The 15,772-nt window shown below is 60.0% G+C and carries 14 protein-coding genes; 3 read left to right on the top strand and 11 right to left on the bottom strand.

The window, feature by feature from the left end; genetic code table 11:
- Nucleotides 1–156 precede the first annotated feature (156 nt).
- Complete coding sequence (locus KZX66_RS22170; protein WP_248083398.1) at nucleotides 157–1,155, top strand: AraC family transcriptional regulator; 999 nt, start codon at nucleotides 157–159, stop codon at nucleotides 1,153–1,155.
- On the opposite strand, the gene KZX66_RS22165 is transcribed toward KZX66_RS22170, so the two are convergent.
- From KZX66_RS22165 to KZX66_RS22155, 3 genes are read right to left on the bottom strand one after another with little or no spacing between them, the layout of a single operon-like run.
- On the bottom strand, nucleotides 1,152–2,498 hold the full coding sequence (locus KZX66_RS22165) for an ATP-binding protein (RefSeq protein WP_248083397.1): 1,347 nt from the start codon (nucleotides 2,496–2,498) through the stop codon (nucleotides 1,152–1,154). The genes KZX66_RS22170 and KZX66_RS22165 overlap by 4 nt on opposite strands.
- Entirely contained in the window at nucleotides 2,495–3,172 is a 678-nt protein-coding gene (locus tag KZX66_RS22160) for a response regulator (RefSeq protein ID WP_248083396.1), read from the bottom strand. Before KZX66_RS22160 ends, KZX66_RS22165 begins: the two co-directional genes overlap by 4 nt.
- A gap of 18 nt (nucleotides 3,173–3,190) precedes the next feature.
- Entirely contained in the window at nucleotides 3,191–3,499 is a 309-nt protein-coding gene (locus KZX66_RS22155) for a hypothetical protein (protein ID WP_248083395.1), read from the bottom strand.
- 126 nt (nucleotides 3,500–3,625) lie between these two features.
- Between KZX66_RS22155 and KZX66_RS22150 the strand changes: the two genes are divergently transcribed.
- A complete protein-coding gene (locus KZX66_RS22150; RefSeq protein ID WP_248083394.1) occupies nucleotides 3,626–4,354 on the top strand; it encodes a 4'-phosphopantetheinyl transferase superfamily protein in 729 nt (242 codons plus the stop codon).
- Here the strand turns inward: KZX66_RS22150 and KZX66_RS22145 are convergent.
- Both KZX66_RS22145 and KZX66_RS22140 read right to left on the bottom strand, forming a co-directional pair.
- Complete coding sequence (locus tag KZX66_RS22145) at nucleotides 4,339–5,949, bottom strand: ATP-binding protein (RefSeq protein ID WP_248083393.1); 1,611 nt, start codon at nucleotides 5,947–5,949, stop codon at nucleotides 4,339–4,341. The two genes, KZX66_RS22150 and KZX66_RS22145, sit on opposite strands and share 16 nt — an antisense overlap.
- The gene (locus KZX66_RS22140) at nucleotides 5,946–6,671 is read right to left on the bottom strand and encodes a winged helix-turn-helix domain-containing protein (RefSeq protein ID WP_248083392.1); all 726 of its coding nucleotides are present in this window, start codon (nucleotides 6,669–6,671) and stop codon (nucleotides 5,946–5,948) included. Before KZX66_RS22140 ends, KZX66_RS22145 begins: the two co-directional genes overlap by 4 nt.
- A gap of 755 nt (nucleotides 6,672–7,426) precedes the next feature.
- Between KZX66_RS22140 and KZX66_RS22135 the strand changes: the two genes are divergently transcribed.
- The gene (locus KZX66_RS22135; protein WP_248083391.1) at nucleotides 7,427–10,318 is read left to right on the top strand and encodes a ribonucleoside-diphosphate reductase subunit alpha; all 2,892 of its coding nucleotides are present in this window, start codon (nucleotides 7,427–7,429) and stop codon (nucleotides 10,316–10,318) included.
- 93 nt (nucleotides 10,319–10,411) lie between these two features.
- On the opposite strand, the gene KZX66_RS22130 is transcribed toward KZX66_RS22135, so the two are convergent.
- From KZX66_RS22130 to cheR, 6 genes are all read right to left on the bottom strand, one after another.
- Nucleotides 10,412–11,383: a hypothetical protein gene (locus KZX66_RS22130; protein ID WP_348983841.1), complete on the bottom strand. Its 972-nt coding sequence runs from the start codon at nucleotides 11,381–11,383 to the stop codon at nucleotides 10,412–10,414.
- 286 nt (nucleotides 11,384–11,669) lie between these two features.
- Nucleotides 11,670–12,974 carry a flagellar hook protein FlgE gene (gene flgE, locus KZX66_RS22125; RefSeq protein ID WP_248083389.1) on the bottom strand — a complete coding sequence of 435 codons (1,305 nt, stop codon included), beginning with the start codon at nucleotides 12,972–12,974 and terminating at the stop codon, nucleotides 11,670–11,672.
- A gap of 31 nt (nucleotides 12,975–13,005) precedes the next feature.
- Entirely contained in the window at nucleotides 13,006–13,731 is a 726-nt protein-coding gene (flgD, locus tag KZX66_RS22120) for a flagellar hook assembly protein FlgD (RefSeq protein WP_248083388.1), read from the bottom strand.
- A 16-nt stretch (nucleotides 13,732–13,747) separates the two neighbouring features.
- The gene (gene flgC / locus KZX66_RS22115) at nucleotides 13,748–14,191 is read right to left on the bottom strand and encodes a flagellar basal body rod protein FlgC (protein ID WP_003175632.1); all 444 of its coding nucleotides are present in this window, start codon (nucleotides 14,189–14,191) and stop codon (nucleotides 13,748–13,750) included.
- A 3-nt stretch (nucleotides 14,192–14,194) separates the two neighbouring features.
- On the bottom strand, nucleotides 14,195–14,602 hold the full coding sequence (flgB, locus tag KZX66_RS22110; protein ID WP_057726450.1) for a flagellar basal body rod protein FlgB: 408 nt from the start codon (nucleotides 14,600–14,602) through the stop codon (nucleotides 14,195–14,197).
- 341 nt (nucleotides 14,603–14,943) lie between these two features.
- Nucleotides 14,944–15,771 carry a protein-glutamate O-methyltransferase CheR gene (gene cheR / locus KZX66_RS22105; protein WP_248083387.1) on the bottom strand — a complete coding sequence of 276 codons (828 nt, stop codon included), beginning with the start codon at nucleotides 15,769–15,771 and terminating at the stop codon, nucleotides 14,944–14,946.
- Between the last annotated feature and the right edge of the window lies 1 nt (nucleotide 15,772).

Raw genomic sequence — 15,772 nt, 5'->3', positions numbered from 1 at the left:
TCAGGGTTGTGGGTTTTCGGACGTCCTCCCAAGCCCCAATCAGTTGGCGGATTTCCGCCGCACCAACCCATCACGTCCTACAATTTGGCGGATATCCGCCTTGTCGCCCAGCCCGACGGTGACTAACATCCGCGCTTCCATGGACGAGGGCCCCGCATGCGTGAACGTACCATCGCCAGTCATTACGCCCGAGCAGCCCTCGGCGGTGCGCGTCGGGTCGGCTACGATTGCTCGGAGTTGCTGCAGCAGGCGGGTATCACCCCGCAATTGCTCAGCGAACCCCGCGCCCGCATCGCCCCGGAGCAATTTACCCGCCTGCTGCAAATGCTCTGGCTGGCGCTGGACGACGAATACCTGGGATTCGCCGATGGCGTGAGTAAGCGCGGCACCTTCGCCATGATGTGCCACGCACTGATCCACTGCCGCACCCTGGAGAAGGCTCTGGAACGCGGCTTATTATTTTATGGCTTATTCCCACAAGGTCCGCGCTGGCAGCTGACACGGGAAGGCGAAATGGCGCGCCTGAGCCTGGACGACTCACCGCTCTGGGACCCGGATCACTTCCTCAGCGAGTGCTTGCTGGTGATCTGGCATCGCCTGGGCAGTTGGCTGATCGGCCAGCGTATCCGGTTGCATCAGGCCACATTCAGCTACCCGATGCCGGCCCACGCCGCTGAATACGACCTGCTGTTTCCCTGCCCTCTAGTATTCGGCGCACCGATCAGCAGCCTGGTGTTTCCCGCTCGCTACTTGAGCCTGCCACTGTTGCAGGACGAACGCACCCTCAAGCATTTTCTTGAGCGCTCCCCCGCCGACCTGCTCTCACGCCCGGACGAAGGCGATAGCTTGAGCAGCCAGTTACGCCGCTTGCTCAGCCGCGACCGAACGCCGTGGCCGGACCTGGAAGCCGTCGCCCAGCATCTGCACATCAGTCCGCAAACCCTGCGTCGGCATCTGCGCGAGGAAGGCACCAGTTTTCAGGCGCTCAAGGATGAGCTGCGGCGGGACATCGCCATCTACCACCTGGGGCGTGCGGACTTGTCGTTACAGGAGATCGCCGAGCAGTTGGGGTTTTCCGAACCGTCGGCGTTTCATCGGGCCTTCAAGAAGTGGACAGGGCTGACCCCCGGCGCCTATCGCGCGCAGGAACACTAGAGTGCGGGGAAGTGAATCTTGAATGCGGCGCCGCCCAGCGGCGAATCCCCCAGCGTCAGCCGCGCACCGTAACTTTCGATGATGTCCTTGACCACTGCCAGCCCGATACCCTGACCAGGGTGCTGGCGGTCCAGCCGTTCACCGCGCTGCAGAATTCGCGCACGTTGGTCCGGCGGCACGCCTGGACCGTCATCCTCGATGCACAACTCGATGCCTTCGAGGCTTTCCACCAGGCTGATACGCACCTCGCTCAGACACAGCCGATAGGCGTTTTCCAGCAGGTTGCCGAGCAACTCAAGCAACGCGCCCTTCTCGATCGGCACATCACAGGCCTGCGGCAAGTCAAAGGACACCGCCACGTCTTTGTCGCGGTACACCTTGCCCAACGTATCGCAAAGGCTTTGCAGTACCGGCTCCAGGCGAACCTGATGGCGTACCAGGCCGCTTTTGCGCAGGCTGGCGCGCTGTAACTGGTAGCCGATCTGCTGGCTCATGCGCTCGATCTGCGATTGCAGCACCCAAGCCTGATCGCGCTCTTCGCGGCGCTGGGCCATGTCTTCGCTCACGCCCTGCAACACGGCGAGCGGGGTTTTCAGACTGTGGGCCAGGTCATCCAGCGAATCGCGGTAACGCGCGCGCTGCTCCCGCTCGCTGTGCAGCAAGCGGTTGAGGGAACCGGTAAGGCGCAATAATTCGCGAGGGTGCTGCTCGGAGAGGCTTTCGCGGGTGCCGCCTTCGATCTGGTCAAGCTCCTGGCTTAAGCGTCGCAACGCTTGCAGGCCCCAGGTCAGGCCCAGCCACAGCAAGGTCAGCAACACCAGCAACGCGGCACCGAAGCCCAGGTAAAGGTTTTCGCGCAGGCCTTCGAGGGTCAGTTGGTATTCGCGCACCGGTTGCAGGGCCACGATACTGAACGCCGCGCTCTTGCCGCCGAGCAACCTGACCTCGACGTCATATACGAAGAACTCCTGGCCGTCAGCCTCGCGGATCCGCGCAAATTCGTTACCGCGCCCGTCGTAGCGCGGCTTGTAGTTGATGTTTTCTTCGCGAGTCGCCCGCGAGCGCCATACCAGGTGGCCTTCACGGTCGTAGATATAACCGAGCAGCCGACTATCGGCGAGGTTGAAGCGCTCGTCGGGCAACTGCGCCGGCATCTGCAGGCGATTGTTTTCGATCCGCGCGGCGGAAATCAGGGTGGTCACGTCCGACGCGAGGCGTTGTTCAATGGAGTCCTGCAACGCCAGGCTGAACGCACCTTGCATGGCGGGCAACAAGGCCAGCATAAACAGCACGGCCAAGGTGGCGGCCGCCAGCATCAGGCGCACACGTAAAGAACGAATCAACGGCAGCGCTCATTGAACAGGTAGCCCAGGCCGCGCACGGTGTCGATCGGCTTGAACCCGGCCGGACCTTCCAACTTGCGACGCAGGCGGCCGACCAGCACTTCGATCACGTTTGGATCGCGCTCGTCGTCATCGGGGTAGAGCTGTTCCATCAAGCGGTCCTTGGCGACAACCTGTTGGTGATGGCGCATCAGGTATTCGAGGATGCGGTATTCGTAGGCGGTCAATGCCAACGGCTGCTCATCCAGGCACGCCTGCTTGCGGTTGAGGTCCAGCAGCAAAGGCCCGGCGACGATGGTCGACTGGGTGAACCCGCTGGAGCGGCGCAACAAGGCGTTCATGCGCGCTTCCAGTTCCTCGAACTGGAATGGCTTGACCACGTAGTCGTCGGCGCCGGCGGCCAGGCCCTCGACCTTGTCCTGCCAGTTACCGCGCGCGGTGAGGATCAGGATCGGGAAAGTCTTGGCCTGGGCGCGCAACTGCCGGATCAGGTCCAGGCCGCCCATGCCGGGCAGGCCCAGGTCGATGATCGCCAGGTCATGATTGAATTGGCCGGTCTGGTACAGGGCCTCTTCGGCGTTGGCCACGGCTTCGACCACGTGGCCGCTGTCGGTCAGGCGGGTAAACAGGTGATGGCGCAGCAGCGCCTCATCTTCCACCACCAGCAATTTCATAAGGCTCTCCAAAGCAAATCAACTGTCCGACAGAGTGACATCATAGCGGCCCTGCAGATCTTGCGGGCGCAGTTTAATGCCGTTGAACTGTGCAGTCAGGTGCGCATAACCCGCGCGGTACGCCGGCTGCGGTGTGGTGAAGCCAAGGGACTGCCCCCAGGGCGAAGACAGAACGGCGGCATTTTCGACGCTCACACGATGGATCAGGCTACTGGGTTTCTTGGTTTTTTCCCTGCCGAATTCGGCGAATGCGCCCTCCGAGGCCTGGGCCCCGGCGGTGGCACTGAGCAGGGTTAACGCCAACATCAGCTTTTTGATCGCAGTCATGGTGCTACCTCATACGCGTTTTGGCTGTTGGGACCAGCCTACGCAAACGCCCCTGAACTCCCCCTGAACAGGCCTCTCACCGTGGCGGGCTATCCTCGCGCGCGCCAACTCGGCAAAATACCGGGCATGACGCCCTTACCCGCTTGCTGCACCCCACTCGACGCCCATTGGCCGCTGCCCGAACCTTTGCCGGGCACGGTGTTTCTGAGCACCCGCTTCGATCCCGCCTTATTGACGGCCGCTGATTTCCAGCGCTGCGCCGTGCTGCCACCGGCAAGCATCCAGCGTTCGGTGGCCAAGCGTCAGGCCGAGTTTCTGGCCGGTCGCCTGTGCGCACGGGCCGCCTTGCAACAGCTCGGTCATCCAGACTGCATCCCCGCGATCGGCGAAGACCGTGCGCCGGTATGGCCCGCCTCTATCACCGGTTCCATCACCCACAGCACCGGGCATGCCGCAGCAATTGTCGGGCACAAGACGCACTGGCGCGGTCTGGGGATGGACGTGGAGAACGTGCTGAGCCTGGAACGGGCCGAGCGTCTGGCCGGGGAAATCCTCACCGCCGACGAACTGCAACGCCTGGCCCACTTGCCGCGCGAGCAGATTGCCCAGTGGGTGACGCTCACGTTTTCAGTCAAGGAAAGCCTGTTCAAGGCGCTCTATCCTATCGTGCAAAAGCGCTTCTACTTTGAGCACGCCGAGGTGCTGGAATGGTCCGATTCGGGGGCCGTCAGGCTGCGATTGCTGACAGACCTGTCGGGTGAGTGGTGCCATGGCAAGCAGTTGTCGGCGCAATTCACCGTGCATGACGGGCAGTTGCTGAGCCTGGTGGCGATCCCGGCTCAGACTTTTTCCTGATCCCTGGGCCAACTCAAACTGAAGCATGCCCCACCCAGGTTATTGCTCTTGCTGATCAACGCCCGCCCGCCATGCCAGTAAATAATCCGCCGCACAATCGACAAGCCCAGGCCATGCCCACCGGAGGCGCGGGTGCGGCTGTCGTCCAGCCGCAGGAATGGCGTAAAGATGCGCTCCCAGGCGCTTTCCGGCACGCCGGGGCCGTCGTCTTCCACATCGATGCGGCAACGCACCTGGCCTACCTGATAACTGATCAAGACGTGGCCCTGGGCATGGCGCATGGCATTGCTCACCAGGTTTTGCAGCGCACGGTGCAGGTAGCGGGGTTCGGCATCGACCCAGGCATCGTCCCAATGCGCCGACGACAGGCAAATCCCCCGAGCAACGTTGACCTGCGGGCGCAGTGGCGATAATTCGCCGATCACTTGATCGAGCAGGGCGTCAAGGTCCACACGCTGGAAATTCAATTCCGGCGCGCCCTGCTCCAGCCTGGCATAGGTGAGCATTTCGTCCACCAGGCCGTCGAGGTCCTGAATATCACTGTCCATGCCTTCCAGGTACTTGCGGCGCGCCTCGGGGGTGGCCGCTTCGCCGATCATCTCGAGGCCAAAACGCAGGCGCGCCACCGGCGTGCGCAGCTCGTGGGACACCGCGCGCACCAGTTCGCGCTGGATCGCCAGCAATTGCTGCAAATGCTCGGCCATGCCATTGAATGCGGCGGCCAGGCGCCCTACCGAGTCGGCGCCGCGAGCCGGTACACGCACTTGCAGGTTGCCTTTGGCGATACGCGTAGCGGCGGCTTCCAGGCCCAGCAGGCGGCGCTCAAGCTGGCGCACCAATAGATAAACGATCAACCCGATCAAGGTCAGACCGATCAAGGCGATCAGAATCAGCCATTGAGGCGGATATGGGTTCATTTGATACAAGGGGCCCAGCTCAAGTACCCAAGGCGTGCCGACCATGCCGGCCAACACTCGGATCGAGTCACCGCCCTTGCCCAGGGCCATCACCGTGTCGCCTTCCGACACACGCCGACGCTGGTCCTCGTCCATATCCGCCTGGTCGAGCGTCATCAAATGCATGTCAAAACCAAAACCCTTGGCGTCTTTTATATCCGCCAGCCGTTGCGGCTGCTCGGCCACGGGGTAGCGCACCAATTCGTCGGCGAGCAGGTAAATGGTCGCACGGGCCAGTTGCTCGCTGATCTGCTGCACCTCCCCGGTGAGCACCCACTGCTCCTTGTCACTGACCAGGCGCAAGACCCGAGCAGCATGGGGCCCGGTCTGCTCGACCAACACCTGGCCGCGCTGCAGGCGGTTGCGCTGGCTGAGGTCCAGTTGCGCCTCGGTGAGGCTGCGCAGTTCAAGGGGAATTCCCAGCAAGCGCTCCCACACCGCCAAGGCGCGCTGGCGTTCGATGGCGCTCATGGGCTGCAGGTTATCGCCCATCAACGCAAAGGTGCCGTGGGCCAGGCGTTCGCGGTACTGGCCGCTGCGCACCTCGTTGAGCAGATGCAATGCCAGCACGCCCAGCAGCGCCACCAGGATCAGCGCCGCGCACATACCGCCGTAGATGCGCAGGAAAATCGAGTTCACAGTGGCATATCGGCGGCAGCTTCGGGGACGAACAGGTAGCCTTTGCTGCGGATGGTCTTGATCAGGCGAGGATGAATAGGGTCGTCGCCGATTTTCGGGCGAATCCGTGAGATGCGTACATCAATGGAGCGGTCCTGGCCGTCGTAGCCGATGCCGCGCAAGGCGATAAAGATTTCTTCGCGGGACAGGACACGCCCGGCATTCGCCACCAATAGCCACAGCAAGTCGAATTCGGCGCTGGTCAGTTCGATGCCGCCGTCGTGCAGCCAGGCTTCGCGCAGGGCGTTGTCCACCACCAGTGGCCCGAATTGCAGGCGGCGCTGGTTTTCCACGGCTGCGGGCTCAGCCGGTTCGCTGCGCCGCAGCAACGCCTGGATGCGCGCCAGCAACAGGCGCGGGCGCACGGGTTTGCACACATAGTCGTCGGCGCCCATGTCCAGGCCCAACACCTGATCCATGTCGTCGGTGCGCGCGGTCAACATCAGGATCACGCCGTCATAGCGCTCACGCACCTTGCGGCAAATACTCAGGCCGTCTTCGCCGGGAAGCATCAGGTCGAGGATCACCAGATCGGGTTGCTCGGCGATGATCCGCGCAGCGGCCAGGGCGCCGTCACGTTCAATCGACACGCACAGGCCATTGCTCTGCAGGTAGTCGCGGGTCAGGTCGGCCAATCGCTCGTCGTCCTCGACGATCAGGATTTGCCACGCTTCATGCTCCATGCGTTGTCCTCATTGTTATAAGCAGTTTTTCAGGCCGACGCAGTCGAATGTGCTTTTCACCAGGCATACCCTCTTTGTCATGTTTTGAGGGCATAACAGAGGTCGATTGTAGCCATGGCCGAACCCTTCAACACAAGCCGGGAAATCCATTCGGTGATCGCATTTTTTTGTGATAGGGTTCGCGCCCTCAAAAATCCAACCCGCTGTTTTTATCTTGGAATATTCGGTGACAAACGGCCGACTCCAGCAGTAACGCGGCCTACACGGACGTTCCACGTTTCATACACATTTTACCCACAGCGTTATCCACAGGTCGTGCGTTGCTAAGCCCCCCAAAACGCATTATCTTGTACCTCGGCGCAAAAAAAACCCTACATATAGGGTTTTGAGCGAAAAGACCCAACACAAATCAGACGAGAAATTCAAGACCTTTCTTGCTCCTGTTCGGTCTGAGCCAAGCATTTTTTGAAAGCCCAAACCGCTCAAGCGGATGGCAACCGCTTTCACGCTCCAATAGCGAAAAACGGTACGGGTGTTGCAGTGCTTGAAGCTGGCGACTGTCACCCATCAGTAATACGGCAAAGGGCGTAGCCGCCCCGAACCGAAGACTTCGGCATGGAAGCGGCGCGAACAGCTCCCTTCCTCCTGTCCCGAAGTTGTTATGCCAGGCCCAGGCCTGCTGTAAGTGCTTCAGGACGGAACGGTGGGCACCGTGATGGTGCCCAAATAAATATAGAATGTGGAGACAACCCCCCATGCAAACCGACACAACTCGCGAGAACCCGCAAGGCTCCGTGCCGCAGGCCGCTGATTCGAATATGGATCTGTCCGCCACTGCACCTGGCCAACTGCGCGTGATCAAGCGTAACGGCACTGTCGTTCCTTACACCGATGACAAAATCACCGTCGCCATCACCAAAGCGTTTCTTGCAGTTGAAGGCGGCACCGCTGCCGCTTCGTCGCGCATCCACGACACCGTTGCCCGCCTGACTGAACAAGTCACCGCGACGTTCAAGCGTCGCATGCCGTCGGGCGGCACCATCCACATCGAAGAAATCCAGGACCAGGTCGAACTGGCCCTGATGCGTGCCGGCGAACAGAAAGTCGCCCGTGACTACGTGATCTACCGCGATTCGCGCGCCAAGGAACGTGCCGTGCACGCACCGGCCGCCGAAGCCGTGCAAGCGCACCCATCGATCCGCATCACCCTGGCCGACGGCAGCTTTGCGCCGCTGGACCTGGGCCGCCTGAACACCATCATCACCGAGGCCTGCGAAGGCCTGGAAGAAGTCGACGGTGATCTGATCCAGCGCGAAACCCTGAAAAACCTGTACGACGGCGTGGCCCTGACCGACGTCAACACCGCACTGGTGATGACCGCCCGCACCCTGGTTGAACGTGAGCCGAACTACTCGTTCGTGACCGCGCGCCTGCTGATGGACACCCTGCGTGCCGAAGGCCTGGGTTTCCTGGGCGTGGCCGACAGCGCCACTCACCACGAAATGGCCGACCTGTACGCCAAGGCGCTGCCTGCCTACATCGCCAAGGGTATCGAGTTCGAATTGCTGAACCCGATCCTGGCCACCTTCGACCTGGAAAAGCTCGGCAAGGCCATCAACCACGAACGTGACCAGCAGTTCACCTACCTGGGCCTGCAAACCCTGTACGACCGTTACTTCATCCACAAGGACGGGATCCGCTTCGAACTGCCGCAAGTGTTCTTCATGCGCGTGGCCATGGGCCTGGCGATCGAAGAGAAGCACAAAGAAGACCGTGCGATCGAGTTCTACAACCTGCTGTCGTCCTTCGACTACATGTCGTCGACTCCGACCCTGTTCAACGCCGGCACCCTGCGTCCACAGCTGTCGAGCTGCTACCTGACCACCGTGCCGGATGACCTGTCGGGCATCTACCACGCGATCCACGACAACGCCATGCTGTCCAAATTCGCCGGCGGCCTGGGCAACGACTGGACCCCGGTACGTGCACTGGGCTCCTACATCAAGGGCACCAACGGCAAGTCCCAGGGCGTTGTGCCGTTCCTCAAAGTCGTGAACGACACCGCCGTAGCGGTCAACCAGGGCGGCAAGCGCAAAGGCGCCGTGTGTGCCTACCTGGAAACCTGGCACATGGACATTGAAGAGTTCATCGAGCTGCGCAAGAACACTGGTGATGATCGTCGTCGTACCCACGACATGAACACCGCCAACTGGATCCCTGACCTGTTCATGAAGCGTGTCTTCGACGACGGCCAGTGGACCCTGTTCTCGCCTTCCGAAGTGCCGGACCTGCACGACCTGACCGGCAAAGCGTTCGAAGAGCGTTACGAGTACTACGAGGCACTGGCCCAGTACCCTGGCAAGATCAAGCTGTTCAAGACCATCCAGGCCAAAGACCTGTGGCGCAAAATGCTGTCCATGCTGTTTGAAACCGGCCACCCATGGCTGACCTTCAAAGACCCGTGCAACCTGCGCAGCCCGCAGCAGCACGTGGGCGTGGTCCACAGCTCGAACCTGTGCACCGAGATCACCTTGAACACCAACAAGGACGAGATCGCCGTTTGCAACCTGGGCTCGATCAACCTGCCGAACCACATCGTCAACGGCAAGCTGGACACCGCCAAGCTGGAACGCACCGTCAACACCGCAGTACGCATGCTCGACAACGTTATCGACATCAACTACTACTCGGTGCCACAGGCGCAGAACTCCAACTTCAAGCACCGTCCAGTCGGCTTGGGCATCATGGGCTTCCAGGACGCTTTGTACCTGCAGCACATTCCTTACGGTTCGGATGCGGCGGTCGAGTTCGCCGACAAGTCCATGGAAGCGGTCAGCTACTACGCGATCCAGGCTTCCTGCGACCTGGCCGACGAGCGCGGCGCCTACGAGACGTTCCAGGGTTCGCTGTGGTCCAAAGGCATCCTGCCGCTGGACTCGCAACAGATCCTTATCGAAGCCCGTGGTCAGAAGTACATCGACGTTGACCTGAACGAATCCCTGGACTGGGCGCCGGTACGCGCCCGTGTGCAGAAAGGTATTCGTAACTCCAACATCATGGCCATCGCACCGACCGCCACCATCGCCAACATTACCGGCGTATCGCAGTCGATCGAACCGACCTACCAGAACCTGTATGTGAAATCGAACCTGTCGGGCGAATTCACCGTGATCAACCCGTACCTGGTTCGCGACCTCAAGGCTCGTGGCCTGTGGGACTCGGTCATGATCAACGACCTGAAGTACTACGACGGTTCGGTGCAGCAGATCGAACGCATCCCGCAAGAACTCAAAGAGCTCTACGCGACGGCCTTCGAAGTAGACACCAAGTGGATCGTTGACGCCGCCAGCCGTCGTCAGAAGTGGATCGACCAGGCTCAGTCCCTGAACCTGTACATCGCCGGCGCTTCGGGCAAGAAACTGGACGTGACCTACCGCATGGCCTGGTACCGTGGCCTGAAAACCACCTACTACCTCCGTGCCCTGGCTGCGACCAGCACCGAGAAGTCAACCATCAACACCGGCAAGCTGAACGCTGTGTCCAGCGGCAACCACGGTGATGATTCGGTACTCGCAGCGCCAGCCGGTCCGGCCCCAGTGCCGAAGGCCTGTGCGATTGACGAGCCGGATTGCGAAGCTTGCCAATAAGCTGAGCCAATCCAGGGCTTGAACGCCCTGGATTAAACAAGCCCGATAGACCCAAGCTGCATAGGGTTTATCGGGCTTTGTTCGTTCAGCGCCCTACAGAAAGGCGTAGGCAATTCCTAACTTCGGCGCGCCGCCTTGATCTCCCCATAACTCCACCCGCCCGCCAATAACCGCCATTGAATGGCCGTCATAAGCCACTACACCCAGCCTGCCACTCGCGAGTTCACCACTGGAAGATTGTCTGTAAAGACCTTTCAACCCAAGGCGATCCAACGCTTCATGGGGCATTTCACCGTTGTTCAAACTGTGCATGGCATGGGCAAAACTTCTTCTTGATTCATGGGGGTTGTCGTCCAGGCCGTTCCCTTCCATCTGGGCCCGCTTGGCACTCACCGCGAACATAAAGTTGGCATCGGTCATCATGGCGGGGTTATCCCCTTTGAACTGGGCGTATCGGGCCGCCTGCTTCAATTCCTCCTTGGATAAATCCAGTTCGAAACCATCGCGCATGGTCACCTTGTAGCCCTGCCCCGTCTCTTTCACCTCCCTGAAAACGTCGGTGGGTTTCTGGCCAAATTTCATCATGGCGCCTTTTATCGCTGAAACAGTGACGCAGTTACCGTCCGGGCCCTGGCTGAACCCACTCCAGATATTGTCAGGCTTTTTCCCGGGATTACTGCGATCAGGTTTGTAGTTGAAGTGCCGGGAGCCCGCGGTAATTGGCAGATTGCTCATGGATTTGCGGGGACCGAAGTGACTGGGGTTGACGCCACCACCACCACCACCACCACCACCACCACCACCGGGAGAAGGTGCTGGCGACGGTGCGGGACCCGGCTCGTCCGGGAACAAGTCCGGAAACAGTTTTTTAAGGCGAGCGAGTAAGTCTTCCAAGGAATCCTTCCGGATCTGCTCAAGGATCTCCTTGAATTTTTCATCGCCAAGCGTCTTGCGCTGTTCATTCAGTTTGTCGCGCAGATCCCGTACGGTCTGGCTCTTGGAGGTTTTCTCGGCATCATCAAGTTGCTTCAGAAGATCAACGACCGCGCCTTTACTGGCATCCACGTCATGCTTCTTGTCGTCTGAACGGCTGACGCCCCCCAGGTCATACCGCACACCTCCAGCCCCGTGACTGGGCGCCAATGCACTCCACATAACGACTTACCTTCTTATGACAGGATCGAATATCTCTCGGCCTGATAAGTGGGAAGTCGGCTGTAGTCGGTTCCAACGCACGTCTGTCATCTGGTAACCGGGCATCTGTGGGAATGGCACCGGCTGCCAAATGACAGGCCAAAAAAAACCCCTCATCAGAGGGGTTTTCAGGGGGGAGAACGTCAGGCCGACCGCATCACGTCATCTGAATGATGGTCTGCATGATGGTGCTCTGGGTGGAGATGGTCTTGGCGTTCGCCTGGTAGTTGCTCTGTGCCTTGATCAGGTCCACCAGCTCGTTGGTCAGGTTGACGTTGGAGTTCTCCAGGGAGTTGGCCACGATCGAACCCAATGTACCGGCTTGCGGGGTGTCGAAACCCGGCTGGCCCGACGAAAAGGTCTCTCTCCAGGCGGTGCTGCCCGCAGGCTGCAAACCCTGTTCGTTGTTGAAGCTGGCCAGGGAAATCTGGCCGATGGCCTTGCTCTGCTGGTTGCTGAACGTGGCGAACAAGACGCCGTTGCCGTCGATCTTCAGGCCGGTGATCTGGCCGGTGGCGTAGCCATCGGTGGTCGGCGGGTTGCGGTAGCTGGCCGAGTTGTACTGGGTGATATTGCCCATGTTGACGGCGATAGGCCCGGCGGTGGCTTCGTTTGGCGTCCACACGCCGTCAGTCACCGAACCCGGAACCCAGCCGGTGAGCGTCAGGGTCTTACCGCTGACACCGGCGGTCACGACGTCCTTGAGTTTGCCGGCACCATCAAAGGTAATGATGGACGGCACAGGCGCTGTGGTGCCGGTAGTCGTAGGCTTGGAACCATCAAGGTTACGGCCGTCGATCAGGGTGTAGGCGCTCCACTCGTTGGCGTCGGTTTTCACCATGTACTGCACCATCTCGTGGGAGTTGCCCTGAGAGTCATACAGAGTGGTGCTGTATTGGGTGGTGAAGGTGGTGGCGTCACTTGGGTTAAACGGTTTGGTGGTCTGATTGATCACCGGCTCCGACGAATTCAGGTTGCTGGTGGAGTCCACTTTGGTGGACGCCTTCGGCGGCAGGTACGACAGGTTCAGTTGCAGGTCGGTCAGGCCGCCCTTGATGATCTTGCCGTCGTCATCCGCCGCGTAGCCTTGCAGGCGTGAGGTGCCAGTGTTGTTGGTGATAAAGCCGTCTTTGTCGGCACGGAAGGCACCGCTGCGGGTGTATTCCAGCGAACCGTCACTGCCCTTCTGCACGAAGAAGCCGCCGCCCTGGATCGCCATGTCCAGCACGCCGCCGCTGCCGTTGACGTCACCCTGGGTGAACTGCTGGGACACGGCCGCCAGGTTCACACCGTTGCCGATGCTGTTCTGGCCGGTACCCAGTTTGGACGCCGCGTAGATGTCGGCGAATTCCGCCCGTGACGATTTGAAGCCTGTGGTCGCAACGTTGGCGATGTTGTTGCCGGTCACGTCCAGTTGTTTGTTGGCCGCATAGAGACCGCTAAGGCCGATATTAAAAGACATGTTTCTCTCCCTCTGCCGTATCTAGCCGGCTCTATGTACCAATAGTCTGAATTTGCGACAGCTTGACGCTGCCCATGCCACCTGCAAGGTTCAGCAGCATTTCGCCGCCGGTCTTGCTTAACGTCACGCTGGTCACGGTTGCCGGCAGTGACGTTGCCAGGGCCACCGAGTCGCCCTTGTCATTCTTGGTCGTGGCCGCAAAGGTGTAGGTGCCGGCTGGGGCAACCTCTCCATCGTCGTTCTTGCCATCCCAGATAAAGTCCGAGGTACCTGCGCTTTGAGCGCCCATATCGATGGTGCGCACCACGCTGCCGTCTTTGTCGGTGATCTTGATCGAGACGTTGCCCGTCGCCGCCGTCACCGCCACCGAACCGGTCATGCTCTTGCTGGTATCCACCAAGGCTTTGTCGGTCTGGGTGATGATCGAACGCCCAACCAGCGAAGACGCTTGCAGTGCCTGCGACGAACTGAAGTTGCTCGAGATGTTATTCACCGAGTCGTTCAGGGTGTTGATGCCTTCCAGGCTGCTGAATTGCGCCAGCTGGGCCACGAAAGCGCCGTTGTCCTGAGGCGACAGCGGGTTCTGGTTTTTCAGTTGAGTCACCAGCAGTTGCAGGAATGCATCCTTGCCCAGCGACTGGCTTCCCGTCGCCGTCTTGGAAGCGTCACTGACACTGCTGTTATTTGTCGCGGTCTGGACCTTGGAGTTGAAAAGGTCCTGGACCGCTGAGTTGGTCGTGGTATCAACAATGGCCATTCGTTGGCGCCCCTTATCACTGACCCAGGGTCAGGACCTTCTGCATCATGGTTTTGGCGGTGTTCATCATTTCCGCGTTGGTCTGGAACGAGCGACTGGCGGAAATCATGTCTGCCATTTCCTCGACCACGTTGACGTTCGGGTAATACACGTAGCCTTTTTCGTTCGCCGCCGGGTGGTTAGGCTCGTAGCGCGCTTCGAGGTTGCTCTGATCTTCGACCACGCCAAGCACCTGCACGCCTTTGCCGGCGGCATCCTGTTCCTGGAACAACGAGTCGCTACCGCCGTTCTGGCCCGCCTGGAACATGGTGGCGAACACCGGGTGACGGGCGCGGTAGGTTTGGTCAATGCTCGAAGACACGGTCTCGGCGTTGGCGATGTTACTGGCGACGGTGTTCAGACGCGTGGTCTGGGCGCTCATGCCGCTACCGGCAATATTGAAAACACTGGACAGGGACATGGCTTACTCTCCACGCAGGGCTGACATCAGCCCTTTGAATTTGCTGTTGAGCAGGGTAAAGCTGGCCTGAAAGTTCACCGAGTTCTCGGCATAGTTCGATTGCTCCAACTGGGCGTCGACGGTGTTCTGGTCGATCGACGGCTGCATCGGCGTGCGATACAGCAGCGACTCGTCACCACTGCTCAGGCCTTGCGCTTCGATATGACGGCTGTTGGTCATATTCAAGGCGAAGGTGCCGTTTTTGGTCTTGTCCTGCTGCGCGGCGAGCACGGCGGAGAAGTCCAGGTCCCGAGCCTTGTAGTTCGGGGTATCGGCGTTGGCAATGTTGTTGGCCAGGACTTCGGCACGCTGGGCGCGGAAGCCCAGGGCTTGTTCGTGGATACCGAGCGCTTTATCGAAGCTGATGCTCATGGCGGAAACCTTTAGGCTGACCTGCTGTTCGTTAACAGGGTTATAGCAAGGTGCATGCCAATTCTTCGAGGGCCCGTATATCAAGGGTTTGCGGGGCGCTTGCTGGCGGCAATGCCAGAAAAGCGGCAACGGGTTTCCGCGTGGCGCCAGTAAAGCGGCAATGGGGGGTTGCCGCTTTACTGGGATTTGCCGCAAAAAAATGTGGGAGTGGACTTGTGTGGGCGTTGGCTTGCCTGCGATTGCATCACCTCGGTTTAAATGACAAACCGAGGCGCCTGCATCGCGGGCAAGCCCTGCTCCCACACAAGCCCAGCTCCCACATTGATCGAGTGAACTCGGGCTTACTTGGCCTGGTAGATGATCCCAGGGCTGCACTGCACCATTTGGAAGTGATCCGGCAGGCCGTTCAGCGCTTCCGAAGCACCCAGGAACAGATAGCCGCCACGCTTGAGCGTGCCGTGGATGCGCAACAGGATGTCTTTCTTCACCTCGGCCGAGAAGTAGATCAGCACGTTGCGGCAAAACACCATGTCGAACTTGCCCAGGCTGGCGTAGCTGTCGAGCAGGTTGAACGAGCGAAACTCCACACGGCTCTTGATCGGTGCCTTGATCGCCCAGCGCCCCGCACCTTTGGAGTCGAAGTACCGCTGCAGGCGCTCCGGAGACAAACCGCGCCCCAGAGCCAGGCTGTCGTACTCACCGGTCTTGCAGTTGTTGAGCATGGTGCCCGACAGATCAGTGGCGACAATTTGCGCCCCGGCCTTCAACTGCCCCATGTTGGTCCGCTCGAACTCATCGATGGCCATCGAGATGGAATACGGTTCCTGCCCCGAGGAACAGGCCGCCGACCAGATACGCAGGCGCTGGCCCGGGCTGGCCTTGATGGCCTCCGGGAGCACTTTGCTCTTGAGCACTTCAAAGGGGTAGGTGTCACGAAACCACAGGGTTTCGTTGGTGGTCATGGCATCGACCACCATTTCCTTGAGGCCACTGCGCGGCTGACCCTGGATCCGTTGAACCAACTCACCCAGGGATTTGATGCCCTGCTGTTCCATCAGTTTATTAAGACGACTGGATACCAAGTATTGCTTGTTTTCACCGAGCAATATGCCACAGGCCTTTTCCAGGAAGACCCGGAACTGTTCAAAATCCAAATTACCTGTAGACACT

This window comes from Pseudomonas sp. EYE_354 (assembly GCF_023148575.1).
GTDB lineage: Bacteria > Pseudomonadota > Gammaproteobacteria > Pseudomonadales > Pseudomonadaceae > Aquipseudomonas.
Note: the sequence above shows the minus strand (reverse complement) of the source record. Positions and strands in the feature narration are given on the sequence as shown.

What these genes read in the sequence shown, in the direction of transcription:
- KZX66_RS22170 (WP_248083398.1), top strand. Translation starts at nt 157, where the DNA reads ATGCGTGAACGTACCATCGCCAGTCATTACGCCCGAGCAGCCCTCGGC.
- KZX66_RS22160 (WP_248083396.1), bottom strand. Translation starts at nt 3,172, where the DNA reads ATGAAATTGCTGGTGGTGGAAGATGAGGCGCTGCTGCGCCATCACCTG.
- KZX66_RS22155 (WP_248083395.1), bottom strand. Translation starts at nt 3,499, where the DNA reads ATGACTGCGATCAAAAAGCTGATGTTGGCGTTAACCCTGCTCAGTGCC.
- KZX66_RS22150 (WP_248083394.1), top strand. Translation starts at nt 3,626, where the DNA reads ATGACGCCCTTACCCGCTTGCTGCACCCCACTCGACGCCCATTGGCCG.
- KZX66_RS22140 (WP_248083392.1), bottom strand. Translation starts at nt 6,671, where the DNA reads ATGGAGCATGAAGCGTGGCAAATCCTGATCGTCGAGGACGACGAGCGA.
- KZX66_RS22135 (WP_248083391.1), top strand. Translation starts at nt 7,427, where the DNA reads ATGCAAACCGACACAACTCGCGAGAACCCGCAAGGCTCCGTGCCGCAG.
- flgE (WP_248083389.1), bottom strand. Translation starts at nt 12,974, where the DNA reads ATGTCTTTTAATATCGGCCTTAGCGGTCTCTATGCGGCCAACAAACAA.
- flgD (WP_248083388.1), bottom strand. Translation starts at nt 13,731, where the DNA reads ATGGCCATTGTTGATACCACGACCAACTCAGCGGTCCAGGACCTTTTC.
- flgC (WP_003175632.1), bottom strand. Translation starts at nt 14,191, where the DNA reads ATGTCCCTGTCCAGTGTTTTCAATATTGCCGGTAGCGGCATGAGCGCC.
- flgB (WP_057726450.1), bottom strand. Translation starts at nt 14,602, where the DNA reads ATGAGCATCAGCTTCGATAAAGCGCTCGGTATCCACGAACAAGCCCTG.